This is a genomic window from Kordia sp. SMS9, assembly GCF_003352465.1.
GTDB lineage: Bacteria > Bacteroidota > Bacteroidia > Flavobacteriales > Flavobacteriaceae > Kordia.
In genome coordinates this window covers 5,462,198-5,482,391 of the sequence record NZ_CP031153.1, presented here as the reverse complement: position 1 = coordinate 5,482,391, position 20,194 = coordinate 5,462,198, and the positions used below count along the sequence as shown (strand labels likewise).

Sequence of the window (20,194 nt, the reverse complement as noted above, 5' to 3'; positions counted from 1 at the left end):
GTTAGTTTGATTTTTTAGGTCTGTAAAACTTCTTTGAGAATTCAGGTACTAATTTCGTGCCATCCCACTCAAATTGGCGTGTTAATGTTTTAGATTCTACCCAGTTTGTATCTTCATCTATTGTTTCACCAGCTTCTTTTGTAAATAAAATGATAGGTTGTCCATTGTGTTCATTCGTTGTAAATGTAAACGTTTCTGAATCAAAAAAGCCAATATCTCCACTCACGGAAAGATGTGCTATATGCACCAATTCATAATTCTCTTTTAGAAAGAAATATGTAATTCCGTTTTCAGCGCCACAAGATTCACCGTGATACTTTATCGTTAAAATTTCCTTTATATTTTTTAAATCATGATTTCCTTCCAATTCCGCAGTAATTAGAGAACCTCGAAGTTGCACTAAGTTTTCTGTGTATTTGTTATACGCGTCTCCAACAAGTGTTCTTATGGCAAGTTGATCACCATATGTTTTTGAGATTTTTTTATGGAAGAAATAACTATGGGTGTTATTTTTTATGGTTTTGTGCGCTATAAATTTCTCTGGAATAAATCCTTTCAAATCTTTGTATTGTACTTCATACCAGTATGTTTTGGAGTTGTTACTTTCAAAAATAGCAGCTGTTTTTGCAATAATTTTTATCTCAAATCCAATGCGTAAACGAGTAATTTCTTTGGAAGTAGTACTTGGCTTTGCTCTCAAATTTACATTATCGCCAAACAGCGAATAGGTTTCATTCACTTGTAAGTCATTATATAAGTAGATATAGTCAGATTGTTGTGCGTTGAGTTGTGTTGCACAAACAAAAAAGAAGAAAAATAAGGTTTGTAAAGTAAACGTCTTCATAAAACAAATATAGGTTAAAAATTAGTGGATATTGAAAGGGTTTTGGTCTTGCGTTTTTCGATTTCAGATGTACTTGAAAAACTTCTTTGATACGTCTTTGCGAGAATTTCATTAAAATTCGTGGCAATCTGTTTCATGCAGAACTAAAATTTCCTTTGAAACCAGAATGTTAGATCGAGTGTTTTGAAACATGTGCTGAACTTGATTCAGTATTGCTTCAAAATGTATCGAGATCTACTAGGAAGTACTGAGTTTCAAAGTACTTCTCGATACAATTTTTCTTTGAAAAATCACTCGAAGTGACGTTTTTGGTATTCAAGTGATTCATTTTCAAATCATCAAATTAAGTAAGCGCAAGAGTAAGCCAATTTTCAAATCATCACATTTTCAAATCATCAAATTAGCTAAGCGCAACAGTGAGTTATTGATACATTTTTACATTGATATATTGCTACATTAAAATACTTCTACTAAAGCCAATTTTCAAATCGGTACATTTTCAAATCATCAAATCAACTAAGCGCAACAGTGAGCTATTGATACATTTTTACATTGATATATTGCTACATTAAAATACTTCTACTAAAGCCAATTTTCAAATCGGTACATTTTCAAATCATCAAATTAGCTAAGCGCAACAGTGAGTTATTGATACATTTTTACATTGATATATTGCTACATTAAAATACTTCTACTAAAGCCAATTTTCAAATCAACACATTTTCAAATCATCAAATTAAGTAAGCGCAACAGTGAGCTATTGATACATTTTTACATTGATATATTGCTACATTAAAATACTTTTACTAAAGCCAATTTTCAAATCATCACATTTTCAAATCATCAAATTAGCTAAGCGCAAGAGTAAGTAATTGATACATTGGTACACTAAAAACTAAAGCTGCGTATAGTATCTTTCATTATCAAACTCCGTGCGCACATACGATAATGGATTGTTGCGCTGCATCATTGGTTTTAAAACACACACTACAGTTGTTTTTCCTTTGATCACGACTTTCTGACCAGAAGTGTATGCTTTCCATCTAAATTTCTCAATGTCAATGCCCATATCTTTGATACGATTGCTGTATTCCTCACTGTCTTCAATCCAATCCATAATTTCATTGGCATCTGTAAGTGAAGGCACATCTTCATCGTCTGAGAATTCGATTTCCCAACGTATTGGAATGTTAAATTTGTATGAGAATGCTTCGCCAGGTTCGCCTTCTTCTTTCGTTCTAATGGCGTCTAACCAATGAATATCTTCCAAAGGGTATTTGCGTATAAACTGTTTTGACAAGTCAATATTTCCTGGCGATTGCGCCGTAGGATAGTATCCGTAAAATACTTTTGCTAAGAAATGTTGCTGAAACTGTCCGTTAAAAACGGTTGCTAAAGGCGTTGCAAATACTTTTGGCTGATGATTTGCCGTAAACGTTTGCTTCAATACTTGTAACAATTGCTTGTTTTTTCCCAATTCCGACGTGTGAAAAACGAGTTTGCTATCTGCCGAAAGGACACTTTCTAGCTTTGGAAGTTTGTTTTCTTTCAAACAATTCAACAAAGATTCCTGTGATAATACGTCGCCGTGAATCGTAGTTTCAAGTGATAATCCTTTTTTGGAGTTTCCTTTGTTAATGATGTGAATTTCTTCAAAATCTTGTGCGTTGTGGTTTTTATTGAGCCACATAATAATTTCTTGAAGCGAAAACGCATCGTCTACAATCGTATAGTCTAAGTCTTCAAAATACTGTTTGGCGTCTTTGTAATATGTGCTTTCACCTTTGTCATATCCAGCAATAAAAACGACCGATTGTTTGGAAGCGACAACTTCAGTGTCGTTCATTGCCGTTAAATTCTCTGTGTTTTCTTTTGGGGAACATGCAAAAAACAAAGTTAATACAAGTCCCATGAATGCTGTCATTTTAACTGTTTTTGTCTTCATAGTGTTGTGGTGTTTATAATTATTCAATCTTTTAATTCTGTAATCTTTTAATCTTTAAGTTTAAGTAGCATAAAAATCAGCTTGAATGCTTTTCATCTGCTTTCGGATGAAAATTACTATCTGTATCGCTTTGAAAACCCACTCTTCAATACGTGTTGATAGTACTTTTTGACAGCCATCAAAAAGATCCAAGCTGATTTTTCCCAACTAACCAACCTAAATTATTCTATCTTTTATCTCTTTAATGTGATCGATGCTTTTTGTCGTACAGGCAAGGCAATATGTCGTAAGCGCATGCGTTTTGCTAAGGTTGGACTCGAAATCCATCTGCCTTCTTGAAATAAATCCACTTTTTGGATGTTGCCTTCGCCATCAAACTGCATTTTTATTTGCGAATACATATTCAAATACTTTTGAATCATTTTTGTTGCTGAGCTATCGTACCACATTTGTTATTTTTTTAGTTTGTTTCTTAATTACATGTCAAATGTAGTAGCAACTTCACGCTTTTTTGGAGTGCTTTTAGAATTCGTTGGCGGTAAACTAGAATTCGTGGGAAATCATGAAAATGTGTAGCCCATTTTATGTGTGTCAGAATATTTTAAAGGGGAAAATTTGGGCGTTTCTACTTTTTCCCCTAAATGAGAATAGTCTTTTTCCTATGCCGAATTAGTTTTTCAACTCTTACGTAAAGGTTTGTGTATGAGTAGTTTTGTTACGGAAATAATATAACCTAAAAACTAGAAAATCATGGGAACAATTAAATCAACTTGGGCAGGAACGCCCATTACGTTAGATGACCAATTAGAAGATGCAGTTTGGGCAGGAGCGCTAGACAAACAAATGGAATTTGATGGCGGATTTATGCTCGCTAAGAACGATGCGAAATATGTGTACGTTGTATTAGATGTCGTGAAAGACACGCACAACGATCCAGGAACAGGCGATTATTTTTGGTTTACGTTTGATAGAAACCGAAACAAAGTCATTACACCACGAAGCGACGTGAATTATGGAAATTACCGTGGAAACCCAAACAAAATGGGACGCCAATATTACTTAGGTGCAGGACGTTGGACAGGTTTGTTGAACGAAGCACAAAAATCAGAATGTAAAAGTACCTTTGGAACGTCTCCCAACTCCGCAACGCCACACAGAATTTGGAAGTTTCGCTTCTTATTGTCTGACTTAAAAGTAAATTTGTTGTGGTGGTGGTTCAGCTCGTATACAAAATTCGGTTTTCGAGTACATTCATCCAAACCAAACTTAAATTACGACACGCCGACAAATTTCTTTAGAGATTTTTCAAAATTACACACCTTGTATTTTTCAAGAAAACCATCTATTTCTTCCGCAGATCTTGGACCAGTGATGGGAAGTGTAGGATTGATTCCAACTACAAAAATTAGTGCATCTACAGGACGTGCAACTACAGCGTCTAATTATTTTATTCATGCGAAAAATGCTGCTTTTGGCGGACGATTGAACGTAATTGGAAATCGTACAAAAATGGATCAATTGCCAGGATTAGGTGCCAAAAAATACAAAGTATTCCATCGATCAGGAACTTCAGGATCATTCTCAGAGTTTGTGACTTCTTGGTATAATTACAAATGGGACGGTTCTGATTATGTACTGGAAGCCGCTTCACCAGATAGCAATAATTTCTACAAAATGCCAAGTGCAGGAGTTGATTATTCGATTGATGATTTGTTATTCCAATTTAATTCTACCAAACTCAACACCGGATTGCATCAGTTTAAAGTGAAGTTTTACAACAATGCAGGAACGGAAGTTGGTGCAACGACTCCAGAGCAAATTTTGACGATGTATATTGACAACAATTTACCAGAAGTAAGTATCAATTCGATCAAATATAAAAATGTGGAAATTGGCGCGTGTGGCATTGTGAATTTGCAAAATCCGACAGACAAGATTGATGTGAATTTTGAAGCATTTGACACCGAAGGAAATCTGTTAGACTATAGTTTAACAGCCCGTTGGGGTGATGGTGATTCCGAAAATATTGTGTATCAATCGTATAATTTGACCACGCCGCCAGCAACTTGGCAAGGAAGCAGAAACATATCTGGAAGTTTCCAAGCAAAAGTAACCTGCGCACATTCGTTCAATGTATATGCCAGAGCTAGAACGACGAATGGGTATGGATATATTGGGAAAAATGGTACGTACCGATATGTAACGATTATTAAGTAAACAATCGCGTATGTAGAACCAAAAAACTGTCTGGGAAGTCTTAAAAAGCTTCTCAGACAGTTGTGTGTTATTTGAAATTTTTCTCTTATTTTTCTTCACGATGCACCAAATCCATCGAAAACGCAGGCAAGCAAATCGCAATGTATTCGCAGTCTTCGTCGAACGGATTGGAATATTGAACGCGTGTATTTTTTTCGAGTTTGATAGATTGTCCTGCTTCCAGAATGATGGTTTCGCCTTCAATGATGAATTGTTTTTTTCCTTTGATGATGTATGTGTACTCATCAAATTCAGGTGTTTGAAACGGTTCACTCCATTTTGGTGGTGCAATCATGTGTGCAATGCTAATGCCTGAGTTTCCATCGGTGGCATTTCCAAAATGTTCTTCAATCAGTTTGCCATCGGTTGTAGGAACTATAAATGGACTTTTTTGGATGTGATATTTTTTACTGGGCATCTTTTTTTTCGGTTTCTGCAATTTCTGTATGTTTCCAATTGATCATGAATTGTTTGATTTTTGCGGCATCTGGAATTTGAATTGGATCAATATTCAAACTCATGTCATAGCGCAAATCTTCGGCCAATTCTTTTTTGTCAATGGTAAAATATTCTTGTCCATTTACAGTAATCACAAGGTTTTTCATTGTGTTGTAAATGTTCTTTATCTTATAGTGTTCACGAATATCTTTGAAGGTGCTTTTTAATGAAATTCCATTTTCAGTTTTGTAACGTTCATCATGAATTTGAATGGTTTCGATCTTTTCATTTTCATCATGCTGTTGTGTAGGAGTCAGCGTAAATACATGCTTCCCTCTTTTTTCAAAAACCAAATACTGATCGTTTCCAGCTTGCATATAATCTCCTTCACCAATCCGTTTTACCAAAGAATCGTTCGCAAAAACAGAATCTAATTGTTTTACGATAGCGTTTTTGTGTAATTTTCCAATACGATCTTTTTGAATTAAAAATGGATCTTCTTTTGTGGTACAACTTGCCAAACAAGCTGCGATAAGTCCAAGAAATACGGTTTTTTTCACGCGATTTTAATTTATGTAATTTTATTATTTGATAACTTTTTTGAGGATTCCGAAGATGCTTCTGATAAACGTAGCACTCGTCAATACTTTGATGATCGGATTTTGTCGTGTGCTTCTGCTAGATGAACGTCGGGACGTCTTTTTTTCTTCTTGTACACGAGCTGCTTTTTCTTTTTCTTCAAGTGCTTCTGCTTTTTTTATTTTTTCAGTGAGCATTTCATAGGCACTTTCCCGATCAATTTCTTCGTTGTATTTTTCAACTAATTTTGAATTGTCAATGACTTCCGCCAATTCTTTAGAAGTCAACACATCCATACGACTCATCGGCGCACGCAGCATTGTCGCTGCCAATGGTGTTGGTCGTCCTTTTTCATCCAAAGCAGAAATCAACGCTTCTCCAATTCCTAAAGAAGTCAACACTTCGGTAGTGTCATAAAAGTCAGAATCTGGATAGTTTTCTGCGGTGAGTTTGATGGCTTTTCGATCTTTCGCGGTAAACGCACGTAACGCATGTTGTATTTTGAGTCCTAATTGTCCCAAAACAGCTTCTGGAATGTCTGTTGGGTTTTGTGTGACGAAGTACAAACCAATTCCTTTGGAACGAATTAATTTGACAATACTTTCAATTTGATCTAATAAGGCGCTTGACGCTTGTTTGAAGATTAAATGCGCTTCGTCAATAAACAAAACTAATTCTGGTCGTCCGCTATCGCCTTGCTCCGGAAATGTTTCATAAATTTCAGCCAACAGACTTAACATAAAGGTTGAAAATAACTTTGGACGATCTTGAATGTCTGTCAAGCGAATGATATTGATATAACCGCGACCATCTTCATCAATACGTGTTAAATCTTCCACATCAAAAGAAGTTTCCCCAAAAAACAAATCGGCTCCTTGCTGTTCTAGTTCGATAATTTTACGCAAAATAGCACCTGTGGAAGCTGTAGAGATTCGTCCATACGATTCTTGAAATTCTTTTTTTCCATCTCCAGTTGCGTATTGCAGTACTTTTTTAAAGTCTTTTAAATCAAGCAACGGCATTTTATGGTCGTCGCAGTATTTAAAAATAACTGCCACAATGCCTGATTGTGTTTCGGTCAGGTCTAAAATTCGAGAGAGTAGGACAGGACCAAATTCTGAAACCGTAGCGCGCAATCGCACACCATCTTGATCGGATAGTGATAAAATTTCAATTGGAAAGTTTTTAGCTTCAAACGGGAATCCAATTTTTGCATGGCGTTCGTCAATTTTTCGATGTCCCGGACTTGGTTGTGCAATGCCACTTAAATCACCTTTTAAATCCATCAACAATACTGGAATTCCTTTCTCTGAGAGATTTTCTGCCAATACTTGCAATGTTTTGGTTTTTCCAGTTCCAGTGGCGCCTGCAATTAAACCGTGTCTGTTTAAGGTTTTAAGCGGAATTTTTACATACGCATCAGTAACCGTTTCACCTTCATACATGGCAGCTCCCATCGTAATAGCGTCTCCTTTGGTTACATATCCTTTTTCAATATGCTCTATAAAATTGTACTTGCTACTCATCAGTTCAAAATTTGTGTTAAAAGTAAGCGATTTTGATGAAGTCTAAAAAAAATGCATTCAGATTTCCCCGAAAGTTATTCACCAAGAAAATTTTCTAAAATAAAACATCCGCTTTTCCAAGGAAAAACGGATGCAGTATGTGGATGTTATGACTCGATGTTAGTATCGTATAATCTTTTTAGTGACACTAAGGTTTGTATCTACATCTGTGATTCTTATAAAGTATAAACCAGCAGCTTCATTTCGCATAGAAAGTGTGTTGTTACCTTCATTAAACGTTCCGGATTGAATGCGTTGTCCAGTGACACTATTGATTTCATACGCCACATTTGAATAGTTGCGAATGTCTACCGTAAAATCAGCAGCCGATGGATTTGGATAAATACGCAAACTATTTGCAAGCGCGTTTTCACCAACACTTAACGGATCAATAATTTTAAATAAGTTTGAAATGGTGGTGGTAAATGATCCTGTACCATTGATGAGTATGTTTCCTGCTCCATCTTCCAAACGATATGTTCCGGCTCCATACAAACAGCAAATACCATCGCCATACGAATCGTTGAGCGTAAATGTATAACATTCGTCAAGTACTGGAATTGGTACATCTTGAATTTCGTCTGGTTGTGTGCCATTCGTACCTACAGTAGTGTACGGACCGCCACTTCCAACAATAGTTCCGTTAGAGTCTTCTAATGTCCAAGTAGTTTCTGAGCCATATCGGTCAGGCGTAATGATAACTCTAATAGTTGTGACTTCAAAACCTTGTGGAACCGTGAAGTTTATAGCGTTGGTATCGTTTGAAGGACTTTGATCTACATTTCCGTTTGGATTGGAAACTGTTGCTGTAAACGAATGATTGCCAACTCCTGTTACTGGAATTGCGGAAAGCGGAATGTCTTCAAACTGATCAAGTGCTAAACTTCCTGTCCAGTTGATCGTAACTGGTGTATCCGTATCTAATTGGTATACGATGGTTGCGCTTGTTAATTGCATGTTTCCTGCATTTCTAAGACGCAATGTTGGTGTAATTGTATTTTCACATAAATCATTCGGGATATTTAATACAGAGATGGCAGCATCAAAATCAAATATTTGTAATGGTGGAAATTGTCCTAAAGAAATAGGATTGGTACCCGCTGGATCTAACCAGAATTGTAATTGAGTAGCATTGGTAGTACCAAAATCCCAAGAAACACCAAAACGTCCGTACCAATCTTCTTGATTGTTATCATTTGTTCCAGAACATGCCGCAAAACCTCCTGATAGTTTTCCGATGATTAATCCATCTTGATCAAATAGTGGCGATCCAGAAGATGCAGGTTCGGTAACGCCCAAATCCCAATCTTGAATCAACCAAATTTCAGTGGATGGATTTCCATTAAAATTGATCGCTTGTCGTGTAGCAACATTTGTGTCGACACATACTTTTTGAACATCTCCTCTTGGATGATGAATACCCACAGTTAAGGAAGGTAAAGCCGTTGTAGAACGATTCCATCCTGCCCAAACCAAATCGTTAGCGTTGTTTGTAAAGAAAGAAGTATCGTTTATTTCTAACAATGCCATATCCGATTCAGAATTTGCAGCTCTTAGTGTAGCACCACTTGCGGTTTGAATAAAAGGCCCATTGACACTAGGTGCATTGGTAGCACAATCTGCAACGGAAGCATCACTTGCCCAATTGAAACGAAACGCCCATCCTGCAACAGAACCTCCCAAACAGTGATTGGCTGTTAAGAAATACGGAGTTCCATCATTACTAGTATTGTTTACTAATGAACCAGAACAAAATCCTCCACCACCGCTTACTAAAATCATCGCGACAGAGCTTTTTACATTTTCTTTAATGTCATGAGCCGTTGCATTAAATGCTGAAATATCACAGTTTACATCTACGTTACACGCTCCTGAATCATTCAAAGCCTTTCCAGGGCCGCCTGCATTTTCTAAAGTTCTGTATCCGTGAATTACGTTTCCAATATTTAATTTCCCTAAGCCTCTTGCTTTTTTTGGCTCAAAATATTCAATCCATAGGCTTTCACCTTTTACCATCCAAGTTCCTAAAATTTCTTCAGGATTGTTGTGCAGATGGTTGTATTCGTTTAAAATTTCTGAACGATCGTCGTTGTACACATGTACTTTTCCGCCTACTGGAATTTTATAGCGATCAAAAAGCACGTTCATTGTCAATGCGTTTGGAGAGATGATGTTAATTCTCCAAATACGATCTCCGTTAGGCAATTCATCCCATTGTCCAGCATTTTCTAAACCGAGATCTACAAAATGATCGTATCCAAATCGCCAAGGAATGGATTTGTCCAAATCGTTGATGGCATCTTCTGCTTTTAATGGTTTTAAATTGGGTTTCTCTAATTGAACAGGAGTTACTTGTCTGATGCTGGAAGTACTCCAACTTTTTGGTAACATTTTCTGGGAATTTTGTGCTGAAACCTGAAAAATAAAGGTCAACAACACAAAAAAGGTTAAGTTTTTCATAGTAAATAGGTTGTATTAGGTTTAGTTTATGAAATTTTTGTCGGGAAATTAACAAAAAAATAACATTTATTATCATAATTTCTGAATTTACGATGAAATGCATTGATTGTTTTGTAAGGGTTTAACATTTTTGCATTATCATCACAATTTAATGCTTAAAGTTTCGTTTGTTGCGAGGTTAAATTTTACCGTTCTTTTTTGGAATACCGTTTAGAAAGTGATAATCTTGCAGTGCCTACCCTTTTTAGTATACAAATTATGAAAAAAATAATGACAGCCGCTTTTCTTTTTGTAGGCATTCACATGGCTTTTGCTCAAAATGATCCTTACATTGAGAGTGTAAAAAAGTACTTAACCATTAACGGAACACAACAACAATACGAAGGTGCTATTGATGGTATGTTTGAGATGTTGAAAAAGCGTTTCAAAGACTATACAATTTCAGAGGCTATTTGGACTGAATTAGAAAGTGAAAAGCAGAAACATGTAGAAGAGGTAAAGTCTATTTTAGTTTCAGCATACAAAGCTTATTTTACGCTGAATGATATTAAAAACATGACTGCCTTTTATGAATCTGACGCCGTCAAACAAATGTTAGCTGATAAAACAAAACTGACCGATACGCAGCGACAACAAATTGTGAATTTTTACAACTCAGATACAGGATTGAAAATGATTGACAGTCGTGAAGGTTTGGCAAAGATTGAAGGTGAAATTTCCCAGCAATGGAGTGGTGAACTCTACAAAAGTGTCATCAACAAATTGGCAGCTAAAGGCTATAGTTTGAATTGAAGGCTTCCCGCTCAAGCGAGATTTGTAATCTCGCGTACAACTTGAAACGTCTTTGGAGAATTTTATAAAAATTCGTGGTAATCTGCTACTCAATAAATACTGTTTGTTGTATGAAACCAATTGTCAAATTGCTACATTAATGAATTGTTACATTTTTAAATTTGTACATCAAACACTCAGCTTCGCCAAATAATCATAATGTTCGCCTTCTAAAATTAACTCGCATTGCAAACCACAAGCATGTGCTGCATTTTGTAAAGTGTTGTAATCAATATATAACCAATGAAAAGGAGTTTCTTGTTCGCCTTTGTAACTTACGTAATATAATAATTCGCCATAATAATCTGTTTCAGAAGAAATCCACTTGCCGCCATCTTCGTCTTCATCAAACATATAAATGATATCGGATGAATCAACTAAAATTTGCCCGCCGTCTGTGAGCAAGCTTTTTAAATGGTGTAAAAATGGCGAAATTTTGTTGAGTTTTCCACACATTCCTGCGCCATTCATCAATAAAAGAATCGTGTCAAATTTGCCTTCAAAACTGAGGATGTCTGCTGTTTCAGCATGTTGAACACCTCGTAATTTACAAGCTTCAATCGCAGCTTCAGAAACATCAATTGCCGTCACTTTCAAATTGCGTTCGTTCTGCAAATACAGACTGTGACTTCCCGCGCCGCAACCTACATCCAATACGTTTCCTTTCGCCAATTGCAAAGCCGTTTGTTCCAACAGAGGCATCTCATCGTACGAACGAAATAAATAGGGAAGTGGCAACGAATCTTCTTCCGAAATAGAAGTCGCGGTCACAATATCTTCGGTATAATTTCCTTGCTGATAATCTAAAATTGCTTTTCCGAATAAATCTTTCATCAATGCTTCAATAAGTCACAAAAGTACAGGAAGTAATTGAACTTTTATACGATAAGTAAGATTTTAATGTTTTGTGAGTTTCGGCTAAAATACTTCACGAAAGTGCATAAAAAAAGCAACGACTCCTAACTAACGGTATTTGTCGTTGCTTACGTGTTAACTATAACCTAAATAATTAACAATAAAAACCCTAAAATTCCCCAATTTTAAGATGTTAGCTTTTACTTTTTTTATGTGTAAAAAACACAGTTACTGTTTCATGTATAGTAAGAAGTATCATATTGTTCACTTTGTTACCCAACAAATCCGAAAAATATTCGATATTTTTGCTTTTTAAGACAAACTCACATGCAGGATATTATTGATGGATTGCCAAAAAAGGCAAAGGAAGTTGAGAAAGAGAATCAAAAATTCTTTCAAAAATTAAAAAAGAAAACACCTAAAAATCTCGATTATATCATGCAGGAATTGCACGAGGAAGAGTTTGCCACAACGGACTGTCTTACCTGCGGCAATTGCTGTAAAACCACAAGTCCAATATTTACAAATGCTGATATTGCTCGAATTTCAAAGCATTTTCGCATGAAAGAACACCAATTCATCAGCCAATTTTTATTCTTTGATGAAGACAATCATTATGTGTTGCAAAGTGCGCCGTGTCACTTTTTAGGTGCCGACAATGAATGTATGATTTACGATGTGCGCCCAAAAGCTTGTCGCGAATATCCGCATACCAATCGGAAGAAATTCCACAAAATTTCTGAAATTACCATGAACAATATTTCTATATGTCCCGCAACGTATAACATCGTTGAAAAGTTAAAAAGAGTCATAGAAACGAAAGGAAAACGTTAGTTTGGACTAATACCAATGTACACATAAAATGATGTTTATAAACTCGTTCATTTGGCAGTCTAGTTCTTTGCGAATACTTTCCGTAGCTACGACTATGCAAATCATTCACAGCATCCTATACTGGCAAAGTAACTTCGTATCCAAAACACCATTTTAAATGTAAATTGGTATAATTTTCAGAAAATCGTATCTTTATAAACACACAAAAACCTACGAAACCGTATACTATTTTGGAACCTATTTTAGCATATTTTGACAACATTCCCTCATCGCATAGAAGCCTAATTTTAGTAGGTGGAATTGCCTTTTTTTGGTTGATAGAATACATTATTCCGCTATTTCGATTCAACTATAAAAAAGTAACTCATGCTGGAATCAATATCTTTTTCACCTTAACAACCATTGCCATCAACTTTGTGTTGGCGTTTTTATTATTAAAAACGTCCGATTGGACAGTTGCGAATCAATTTGGTATTTTACAATGGATTGATCTGCAATTCCCCACCTTATCCGCTTGGTGGTATGTCTTAATTGGGGTGGCTTTGCTAGACTTTTTTGGCGCATGGTTGGCACATTATGTAGAACACAGAGTGCCAATATTGTGGCGTTTTCACTTAGTACATCACACGGATACACATGTAGATACGACTACAGCAAACAGGCATCATCCTGGCGAAAGTGTCATTCGTTTTGTGTTTACCTTAATAGGCGTATTCATTGTCGGTGCACCTGTCGCAATTATCATGTTGTATCAGTCGATGTCGGTCGTTTTGTCACAGTTCAATCATGCCAATATCCACATTCCGAAAAAGCTTGATAAATGGATTAGTTATATCATCGTTTCACCAAATATGCACAAAGTACATCATCATCATGTATTGCCATATACGGATACCAATTACGGAAACATTTTTTCTATTTGGGATCATATCTTTAGAACCTTTGCCACCAAAGATCCTGAAACTTTGGTGTACGGCGTTGATACCTATCCAGAAGCATCTGAAAATGCCAATTTAAAAAGTCTGCTCAAAATTCCTTTCAACAAATACCGTCCGCCAACTACGTTAAACGCTGACGAATAATGCAAAAAGTAATAGTCATTGGCTATGTATGGCCAGAACCCAATTCATCTGCCGCAGGTACACGGATGTTGCAATTATTGCAAATATTTCGCGACAAAAATTGGGAGGTTACTTTTGCCTGTCCCGCTGTACAAGGTGAATTTTGTTATGACTTACGTCAGATGGGAATCGTTTCAAAAACCATTCAGATTAATGATAGTAGTTTTGACGAGTTCATTAAAAAATTGCAGCCGTCTATCGTACTGTTTGATCGTTTTATGATGGAAGAACAATTCGGTTGGCGCGTGGCGGAACATTGCCCAAATGCATTGCGAATTCTCGATACAGAAGATCTGCACAGTCTGCGAAAAGCACGACATCAAGCCATAAAAGATGGCAAAGAATTTCACATTGATCAACTAAAAAGATACAACCTTGCACAACGAGAAATTGCCAGTATTTTACGCTGCGATATCTCTTTGCTCATTTCTGAAGTAGAACGCGAACTACTGATTGCTCATTTTAAAATAGATGCTTCGCTCTTAGTATACATTCCGTTTATGACGGAAGCACCATCGACAGAAAGCATCAACGCGTTGCCAACTTTTGAAGAACGACAGCATTTTGTGACCATCGGAAACTTTCTGCATGCACCCAATCGCGATGTGGTAATGTATTTAAAAAAAGAAGTGTGGCCCATCTTACGAAAAAAACTACCCAAAGCCGAAATGCACGTCTACGGTTCGTATGCCAAAGAACACAATTTGCAACTGAATCAACCGAAAGAAAAATTCTTCGTCAAGGGCAGAGCCGAAAGTGCTGCTGAGGTGATTTCAAACGCACGAATTCTATTAGCACCATTGCGTTTTGGCGCAGGACTCAAAGGGAAATTTATTGATGGCATGCAAAACGGAACGCCTTGCGTAACAAGTAGTATTGGTGCAGAAGGCATGCATGGCAATTTGCCTTGGAACGGAATTGTTTCAGATGATTTAGAAACTCTAGTAGCGGAAACAGTAGCATTGTATACGAACAAAGATCGTTGGCAACAAGCACAGCAACATGGTTTTGAAATTCTTTCCACACGCTATCAAAAAGAACACTTTCAGCAACAGCTGTTACAAAAAATAGAAACTACACAAAACAATCTTTCAGCCCACAGAACACAAAACTTTTTTGGAAGCTTGTTGCAATTGCACAATACTCAAAGCACGAAATACATGTCGATGTGGATTGAAGCGAAGAATAGAAATTAATGTAACAATGTGTCAATGTACTAATGTAGCAATGTTTTAAATTGATGATTTGAAAATGTGTCGATTTGATAATTGATTTCTTAGGATATGTAGTAGTATTTTGTGCCTAATTATTTCGGGATTTAATGTGGTGATGTTTTAATTTGATGATTTGATAATATATTAATCGTCATTTCGAGTGGCGAATCTATGATTCGTTGTATCGAGAAATGCTATGAAACAGACTGCTTCCAAGTACTTCTCGATACAAAATCTTTACAAGATTTTACTCGAAGTGACGTTTGGATTTCAAAGTAAACAAAGTGATTCGTTGTATCGAGAAATGCTATGAAACAGACTGCTTCCAAGTACTTCTCGATACAAAATCTTTACAAGATTTTACTCGAAGTGACGTTTGGATTTCAAAGTAAATAAAGTGATTCGTTGTATCGAGAAATGCTATGAAACAGACTGCTTCCAAGTACTTCTCGATACAAAATCTTTACAAGATTTTACTCGAAGTGACGTTTGGATTTCAAAGTAAACAAAGTGATTCGTTGTATCGAGAAATGCTATGAAACAGACTGCTTCCAAGTACTTCTCGATACAAAATCTTTACAAGATTTTACTCGAAGTGACGTTTGGATTTCAAAGTAAACAAAGTGATTCGTTGTATCGAGAAGTACTTGGAAACAGACTGCTTCCAAGTACTTCTCGATACAAAATCTTTACAAGATTTTACTCGAAGTGACGTTTGGATTTCAAAGTAAATAAAGTGATTCGTTGTATCGAGAAATGCTATGAAATAGACTGCTTCTAAGTACTTCTCGATACTAAATCTTTACAAGATTTCACTCGAAGTGACGTTTGGATTTCAAAGTAAATAAAGTGATTCGTTGTATGGAGAAATGCTATGAAACAGACTGCTTCCAAGTACTTCTCGATACAATTTTTCTTCATTTTATTACGAAAAACCACTCGAACTGACGTTTTAGAAATGATACATGTTGAATACTAAATTTTAAATGTAAAAGTGTTTGTCTAAATTAGGATTCTTTCAATTTACGATTCGTCACATCGAGTTAATTTGTGTAGCAAATTAGTATCGAGATGTGCTGATTTTTTCAAAGTTCATTCAGTTTTTTAAAGTAGTTCTCGATACAGAAAATCACAGATTTTCTACTCAAACTGACGTTTTAAATTATATATGTTGAATGCTGAATTTTAAATGGACAAATATAGTTTCAAACAACAAACAACAAACAACTAACTACAACTCATAGATCAAATACTTAGCTCTTGTCTTCTTAAACGCTTCCAAACCTTCTTGCCAACTAGCTTTGATTTCAGCTTCGGACATGCCTGCTTCAATTTGTTGCTGTAATTTGTTAGTTCCGGCAAGCTTGGAAAAGAACTTGTTTTTGTTGAAAAATGGCGTTTTTGGCGCGTATTGTTGGTGTGTTTTATAAAACTCTAACAACCATTTTAGTTTTAGTTCCGACAAACGCGGTTCTTTCGTCAAATTGTATCCATTGCATTCTTTTCCGTTATGTTTCGGGTTTTTAGCTCCGAAGTTTGGCTTTGGCGTAAAACTGTACAAATGTCGCTTCAAAAAGTATTCGGGCGTTCCAATGACTTGAAATTGTTTTTCCGTTCCGCGTCCTATACTAATTGGTGTTCCTTCAAATAAGCACAAACTCGGATATAAATTAATCGCTTGATCATTTGGCAAATTTGGCGATGGTTTTATCGGCAAACTATATTCCGTTTGATGCGTATAGTTTTCTACCGAAATTACCGTCAAATCACATTGTATCTTATTAGCAAGCCATTGTTCACCATTGATCATTTGTGCATATTCGCCAATCGTCATGCCGTGCACAATCGGAATTGGGTGCATTCCTATAAAACTCTTGAATTCCTTTTCTAAAATAGGTCCGTCTACATAATGTCCGTTCGGATTTGGTCTGTCGAGCACAATTACAGGAATATTCGCTTCGGCACAGGCTTCCATCACATAATGCAGTGTGGAAATGTACGTGTAAAAACGCACGCCGACATCTTGTACATCAAAAATGACAACATCTACATTTTCAAGCTGTGTTGGGTAGGGTTTTTTATTCTTCCCGTACAGAGAAATAATAGGCAATCCAGTTTTGATGTCTTTTCCATCTTTGACAAGTTCGCCTGCATCTGCTTTGCCGCGAAAACCGTGTTCGGGAGAAAAAACCGTTTTCACATCCACATGGAGTGTTACCAACGAATCTACCAAATGTGTATAGGTTTCGTCGGAAGTAAAAACGACACTTGTCTGATTTGCTACAATGCCCACACGCTTGTTTTGTAACTTGGGAAGCAGTTCGTTGATTTTATTGGCGCCTACCATAGGATTGTTCTGCGTCACATCTGCGGAAGCGTTATCGGTTTTATCACGAGAAGAAATACTAGTATCTGCAATATTTTGCACAGTTTGTTGTTTTTTGGCGTCACATCTTGTGAAAAATCCAATTAATAACAACAATAAAAATGTATTTTTGAAAAATCTATAAACCATTGTTTAATTTGAGTTACGAGTTTTTTATTGCCAAACGTATTATTAAGGCAAAACAGTATAAAAGTAGTGTATCGGCGACGATTATAAAAATTGCCATTGCAGCAATTGCCATTGGCATTATTATGATGATGGTGGCGATTGCTACGGGAATGGGACTGCAAAAAACGATCCAAGAAAAAGTGGCGGCGTTTAACGGGCACATTCAAATCTCCAATTTTGACAATAATAACTCGGAAGTTTCCTTGATGCCTTTGGAGGCAACACAAGATTTTTATCCAACGTTTACGCAGGTTGATGGCATTAAACATATTCAAGCGGTAGCGACAAAAGCAGGAATTATTCGCACGGAAAAAACGTTTGAAGGTGTGTTGGCAAAAGGTGTTGGAAACGATTACGATTGGACAGCTTTTGAAGATTTTTTAACCGAAGGTCGCTTTCCAAATGTTTCCGAAAAACGTGAAAATAGAGAAGTTTTATTGTCAGCCTACATGGCAAGAAGACTAGAATTGAAGTTGGGCGATACGTTTAAAACGTTATTTCTGAAAGAAGATACGCGCGAAATTCCCAACGAACGCACATTTGAGATTGTGGGAATTTACGATTCGGGTTTTCAAAAGTTTGACGAAAACGTGATGATCGTCGATATTCGTCACATTCAGCGCATGAACAAATGGCGAAATGGCGAAGTAGGGAATTTTGAGGTTTTTATTGATGATTTTAACAGTATCAAAGATAAAACAGAAGAAGTATACAATGCCATTCCGCATAACTTAGACACGCAAAGCGTCATTAGCAAATTTCCTTTTATTTTTGAATGGATTTCTTTGTTTGATGTAAATATCTTTCTCATCATCGGGATCATTATTATTGTTGGTGGCATCAATATGATTACAGCCTTGTTAGTTCTGATTTTAGATAGAACGCCCATGATTGGAATTTTAAAATCGTTGGGAAGCAGCGATTGGAGCATTCGTAAAATCTTTTTGTACAATGCTGCGTATTTGATTGGGATAGGATTGCTTTGGGGAAATATTATTGGTATTTCCTTTATTTGGGCGCAGCATACATTTGGCTTTTTAAAGTTTCCGAATCCAGAGCAATATCACACTTCCATCATTCCAACACATATTGAAGTTTGGCAAGTGTTGGCGCTCAATATTGGCACCTTGGTATTGTGTGTATTGATGCTATTAATACCTTCTTATATCATTACCAAAATATCACCTGTAAAAGCGATAAAGTTTCAGTAACGTTAAAAGCCTATTAAATGAATAGACTTTTGAAATAAAAGTTATGTAATCTGTACAGACTTTGTATCTTTGTCCATTCAATAAAGAAGAATGGAATACGCAAAAAATATATTAGAAACTATTGGAAACACGCCCTTAGTTCAAATGAATGCCTTGGTAGAAGGGATTGATGCTTTGGTGTTGGCGAAATACGAAACCTTCAACCCTGGAAATTCTGTAAAAGATAGAATGGCTTTGAAGATGATTGAAGATGCGGAAGCGGACGGACGTTTGCAACCTGGCGGAACCATCATTGAAGGAACTTCTGGAAATACAGGAATGGGTTTGGCACTGGCAGCAATTGTAAAAGGGTACAAGCTGATTTGTGTGATGGCAGACAAACAGTCGAAAGAAAAAATAGATATTTTGCGTGCCGTTGGAGCCGAGGTGATTGTGTGTCCAACGAATGTTGAACCTGAAGATCCTCGATCGTATTATTCGGTTTCGAAGCGTTTGGGCGAAGAAACTCCGAATGCTTGGTACGTAAATCAATATGACAATCCTAGTAACTGCAAAGCACATTTTGAAAGTACAGGTCCTGAAATATGGGATCAAACTGATGGGAAAGTCACACATTTTGTTGTGGGCGTTGGAACTGGAGGTACCATTTCTGGTGTTGGGAGTTATTTAAAAATGAAGAATCCTAATGTGAAAATTTGGGGTGTGGATACGTACGGATCTGTGTTTAAAAAATATCATGAAACAGGTGTTTTTGATGAAAATGAAATCTATCCGTATGTTACAGAAGGTATTGGAGAAGATATTCTTCCTGCGAATGTAAATTTTGGTGTGATTGATGGTTTCACCAAGGTAACCGATAAAGATGCGGCGGTATACACACAACGTTTGGCAAAAGAAGAAGGCATGTTTTTGGGGAATTCTGCGGGTGCAGCCATTAAAGGTGTGTTGCAATTAAAAGAGCACTTTACCAAAGACGATGTAGTAGTGGTTTTATTTCACGATCACGGAAGTAGGTATGTTGGAAAAATGTTTAATGACGATTGGATGCGCGAACGTGGCTTTTTGGATGAAGAAGTGTCCACTGCGGCTGATTTAATCAAAGATCATGTAGACAAACCTTTAGTAACGGTGAAAACGGGCGAATTGGTATCGCATGCTATTGAACGAATGCGTAAGTTTAAAATATCGCAAATTCCAGTAGTGGATGCGAACAATAGTTTTGTAGGTTCGGTGGATGAAACGACTCTTTTTTCTAAGTTTATCGAGAACAAAGACATTGCCGATACGTACATTTTAGACATCATGGAGAAACCCTTTCCTGTTGTACATCACAAAACAGTGATAGATGATATTTCAAAATTAATTACCAAAGACAATCAAGCAGTGTTGGTTGATTTAGGCGATCATGTACATCATATTATTACAAAATATGATATTATCAAGGGAATTGGATAATACATAAAAAATAGCGTATAAAAAAAGTCGAA

16 protein-coding genes are annotated in these 20,194 nt (G+C 36.4%); 7 read left to right on the top strand and 9 right to left on the bottom strand.

Annotated elements, in window-relative coordinates:
* Position 1: 1 nt before the first annotated feature.
* The 3 genes from KORDIASMS9_RS22955 to KORDIASMS9_RS22945 all read right to left on the bottom strand — a co-directional run bounded on the left by KORDIASMS9_RS22955 (position 2) and on the right by KORDIASMS9_RS22945 (position 3,238).
* Positions 2–844, bottom strand: coding sequence for an SH3 domain-containing protein (locus KORDIASMS9_RS22955; RefSeq protein WP_114905097.1), 843 nt, complete (start codon positions 842–844; stop codon positions 2–4).
* Positions 845–1,739: 895 nt separating this feature from the next.
* A complete protein-coding gene (locus KORDIASMS9_RS22950; RefSeq protein WP_114905096.1) occupies positions 1,740–2,789 on the bottom strand; it encodes a hypothetical protein in 1,050 nt (349 codons plus the stop codon).
* Between the two features lie 233 nt (positions 2,790–3,022).
* Complete coding sequence (locus KORDIASMS9_RS22945; protein WP_114905095.1) at positions 3,023–3,238, bottom strand: hypothetical protein; 216 nt, start codon at positions 3,236–3,238, stop codon at positions 3,023–3,025.
* Positions 3,239–3,539: 301 nt separating this feature from the next.
* Here KORDIASMS9_RS22945 and KORDIASMS9_RS22940 point away from each other — a divergent pair, with 301 nt between their 5' ends.
* Positions 3,540–5,006, top strand: a complete 1,467-nt coding sequence (locus KORDIASMS9_RS22940) for a hypothetical protein (RefSeq protein WP_114905094.1) — start codon at positions 3,540–3,542, stop codon at positions 5,004–5,006.
* An 85-nt stretch (positions 5,007–5,091) separates the two neighbouring features.
* Here KORDIASMS9_RS22940 and KORDIASMS9_RS22935 read toward each other — a convergent pair whose 3' ends face one another.
* The 4 genes from KORDIASMS9_RS22935 to KORDIASMS9_RS22920 all read right to left on the bottom strand — a co-directional run bounded on the left by KORDIASMS9_RS22935 (position 5,092) and on the right by KORDIASMS9_RS22920 (position 10,018).
* Complete coding sequence (locus KORDIASMS9_RS22935) at positions 5,092–5,463, bottom strand: cupin domain-containing protein (RefSeq protein WP_114905093.1); 372 nt, start codon at positions 5,461–5,463, stop codon at positions 5,092–5,094.
* Positions 5,453–6,043 carry a hypothetical protein gene (locus KORDIASMS9_RS22930; RefSeq protein ID WP_114905092.1) on the bottom strand — a complete coding sequence of 197 codons (591 nt, stop codon included), beginning with the start codon at positions 6,041–6,043 and terminating at the stop codon, positions 5,453–5,455. The genes KORDIASMS9_RS22935 and KORDIASMS9_RS22930 overlap by 11 nt, the downstream gene beginning before the upstream one ends.
* Positions 6,044–6,067: 24 nt before the next feature.
* The gene (locus KORDIASMS9_RS22925; RefSeq protein ID WP_114905091.1) at positions 6,068–7,588 is read right to left on the bottom strand and encodes a helicase HerA-like domain-containing protein; all 1,521 of its coding nucleotides are present in this window, start codon (positions 7,586–7,588) and stop codon (positions 6,068–6,070) included.
* 159 nt (positions 7,589–7,747) lie between these two features.
* On the bottom strand, positions 7,748–10,018 hold the full coding sequence (locus KORDIASMS9_RS22920) for a T9SS type A sorting domain-containing protein (RefSeq protein WP_162820134.1): 2,271 nt from the start codon (positions 10,016–10,018) through the stop codon (positions 7,748–7,750).
* A gap of 327 nt (positions 10,019–10,345) precedes the next feature.
* On the opposite strand from KORDIASMS9_RS22920, the gene KORDIASMS9_RS22915 reads away from it, so the two are divergent.
* Positions 10,346–10,879, top strand: coding sequence for a DUF2059 domain-containing protein (locus KORDIASMS9_RS22915; RefSeq protein ID WP_114905089.1), 534 nt, complete (start codon positions 10,346–10,348; stop codon positions 10,877–10,879).
* 168 nt (positions 10,880–11,047) lie between these two features.
* On the opposite strand, the gene KORDIASMS9_RS22910 is transcribed toward KORDIASMS9_RS22915, so the two are convergent.
* Positions 11,048–11,752 (bottom strand): bifunctional 2-polyprenyl-6-hydroxyphenol methylase/3-demethylubiquinol 3-O-methyltransferase UbiG, encoded by a 705-nt coding sequence (locus KORDIASMS9_RS22910; RefSeq protein ID WP_114905088.1) that lies wholly within the window; start codon positions 11,750–11,752, stop codon positions 11,048–11,050.
* A gap of 348 nt (positions 11,753–12,100) precedes the next feature.
* On the opposite strand from KORDIASMS9_RS22910, the gene KORDIASMS9_RS22905 reads away from it, so the two are divergent.
* The 3 genes from KORDIASMS9_RS22905 to KORDIASMS9_RS22895 all read left to right on the top strand — a co-directional run bounded on the left by KORDIASMS9_RS22905 (position 12,101) and on the right by KORDIASMS9_RS22895 (position 14,924).
* Positions 12,101–12,607 carry a YkgJ family cysteine cluster protein gene (locus KORDIASMS9_RS22905; RefSeq protein WP_114905087.1) on the top strand — a complete coding sequence of 169 codons (507 nt, stop codon included), beginning with the start codon at positions 12,101–12,103 and terminating at the stop codon, positions 12,605–12,607.
* Between the two features lie 230 nt (positions 12,608–12,837).
* Complete coding sequence (locus KORDIASMS9_RS22900; RefSeq protein ID WP_114905086.1) at positions 12,838–13,689, top strand: sterol desaturase family protein; 852 nt, start codon at positions 12,838–12,840, stop codon at positions 13,687–13,689.
* Positions 13,689–14,924 (top strand): glycosyltransferase family 4 protein, encoded by a 1,236-nt coding sequence (locus KORDIASMS9_RS22895; protein ID WP_114905085.1) that lies wholly within the window; start codon positions 13,689–13,691, stop codon positions 14,922–14,924. Before KORDIASMS9_RS22900 ends, KORDIASMS9_RS22895 begins: the two co-directional genes overlap by 1 nt.
* Positions 14,925–16,173: 1,249 nt before the next feature.
* On the opposite strand, the gene KORDIASMS9_RS22890 is transcribed toward KORDIASMS9_RS22895, so the two are convergent.
* The gene (locus KORDIASMS9_RS22890) at positions 16,174–17,457 is read right to left on the bottom strand and encodes an exo-beta-N-acetylmuramidase NamZ domain-containing protein (RefSeq protein WP_114905084.1); all 1,284 of its coding nucleotides are present in this window, start codon (positions 17,455–17,457) and stop codon (positions 16,174–16,176) included.
* An 8-nt stretch (positions 17,458–17,465) separates the two neighbouring features.
* On the opposite strand from KORDIASMS9_RS22890, the gene KORDIASMS9_RS22885 reads away from it, so the two are divergent.
* Both KORDIASMS9_RS22885 and KORDIASMS9_RS22880 read left to right on the top strand, forming a co-directional pair.
* Positions 17,466–18,707, top strand: a complete 1,242-nt coding sequence (locus KORDIASMS9_RS22885; protein ID WP_114905337.1) for an ABC transporter permease — start codon at positions 17,466–17,468, stop codon at positions 18,705–18,707.
* A 90-nt stretch (positions 18,708–18,797) separates the two neighbouring features.
* The gene (locus KORDIASMS9_RS22880) at positions 18,798–20,162 is read left to right on the top strand and encodes a pyridoxal-phosphate dependent enzyme (protein ID WP_114905083.1); all 1,365 of its coding nucleotides are present in this window, start codon (positions 18,798–18,800) and stop codon (positions 20,160–20,162) included.
* Positions 20,163–20,194: the final 32 nt, after the last annotated feature.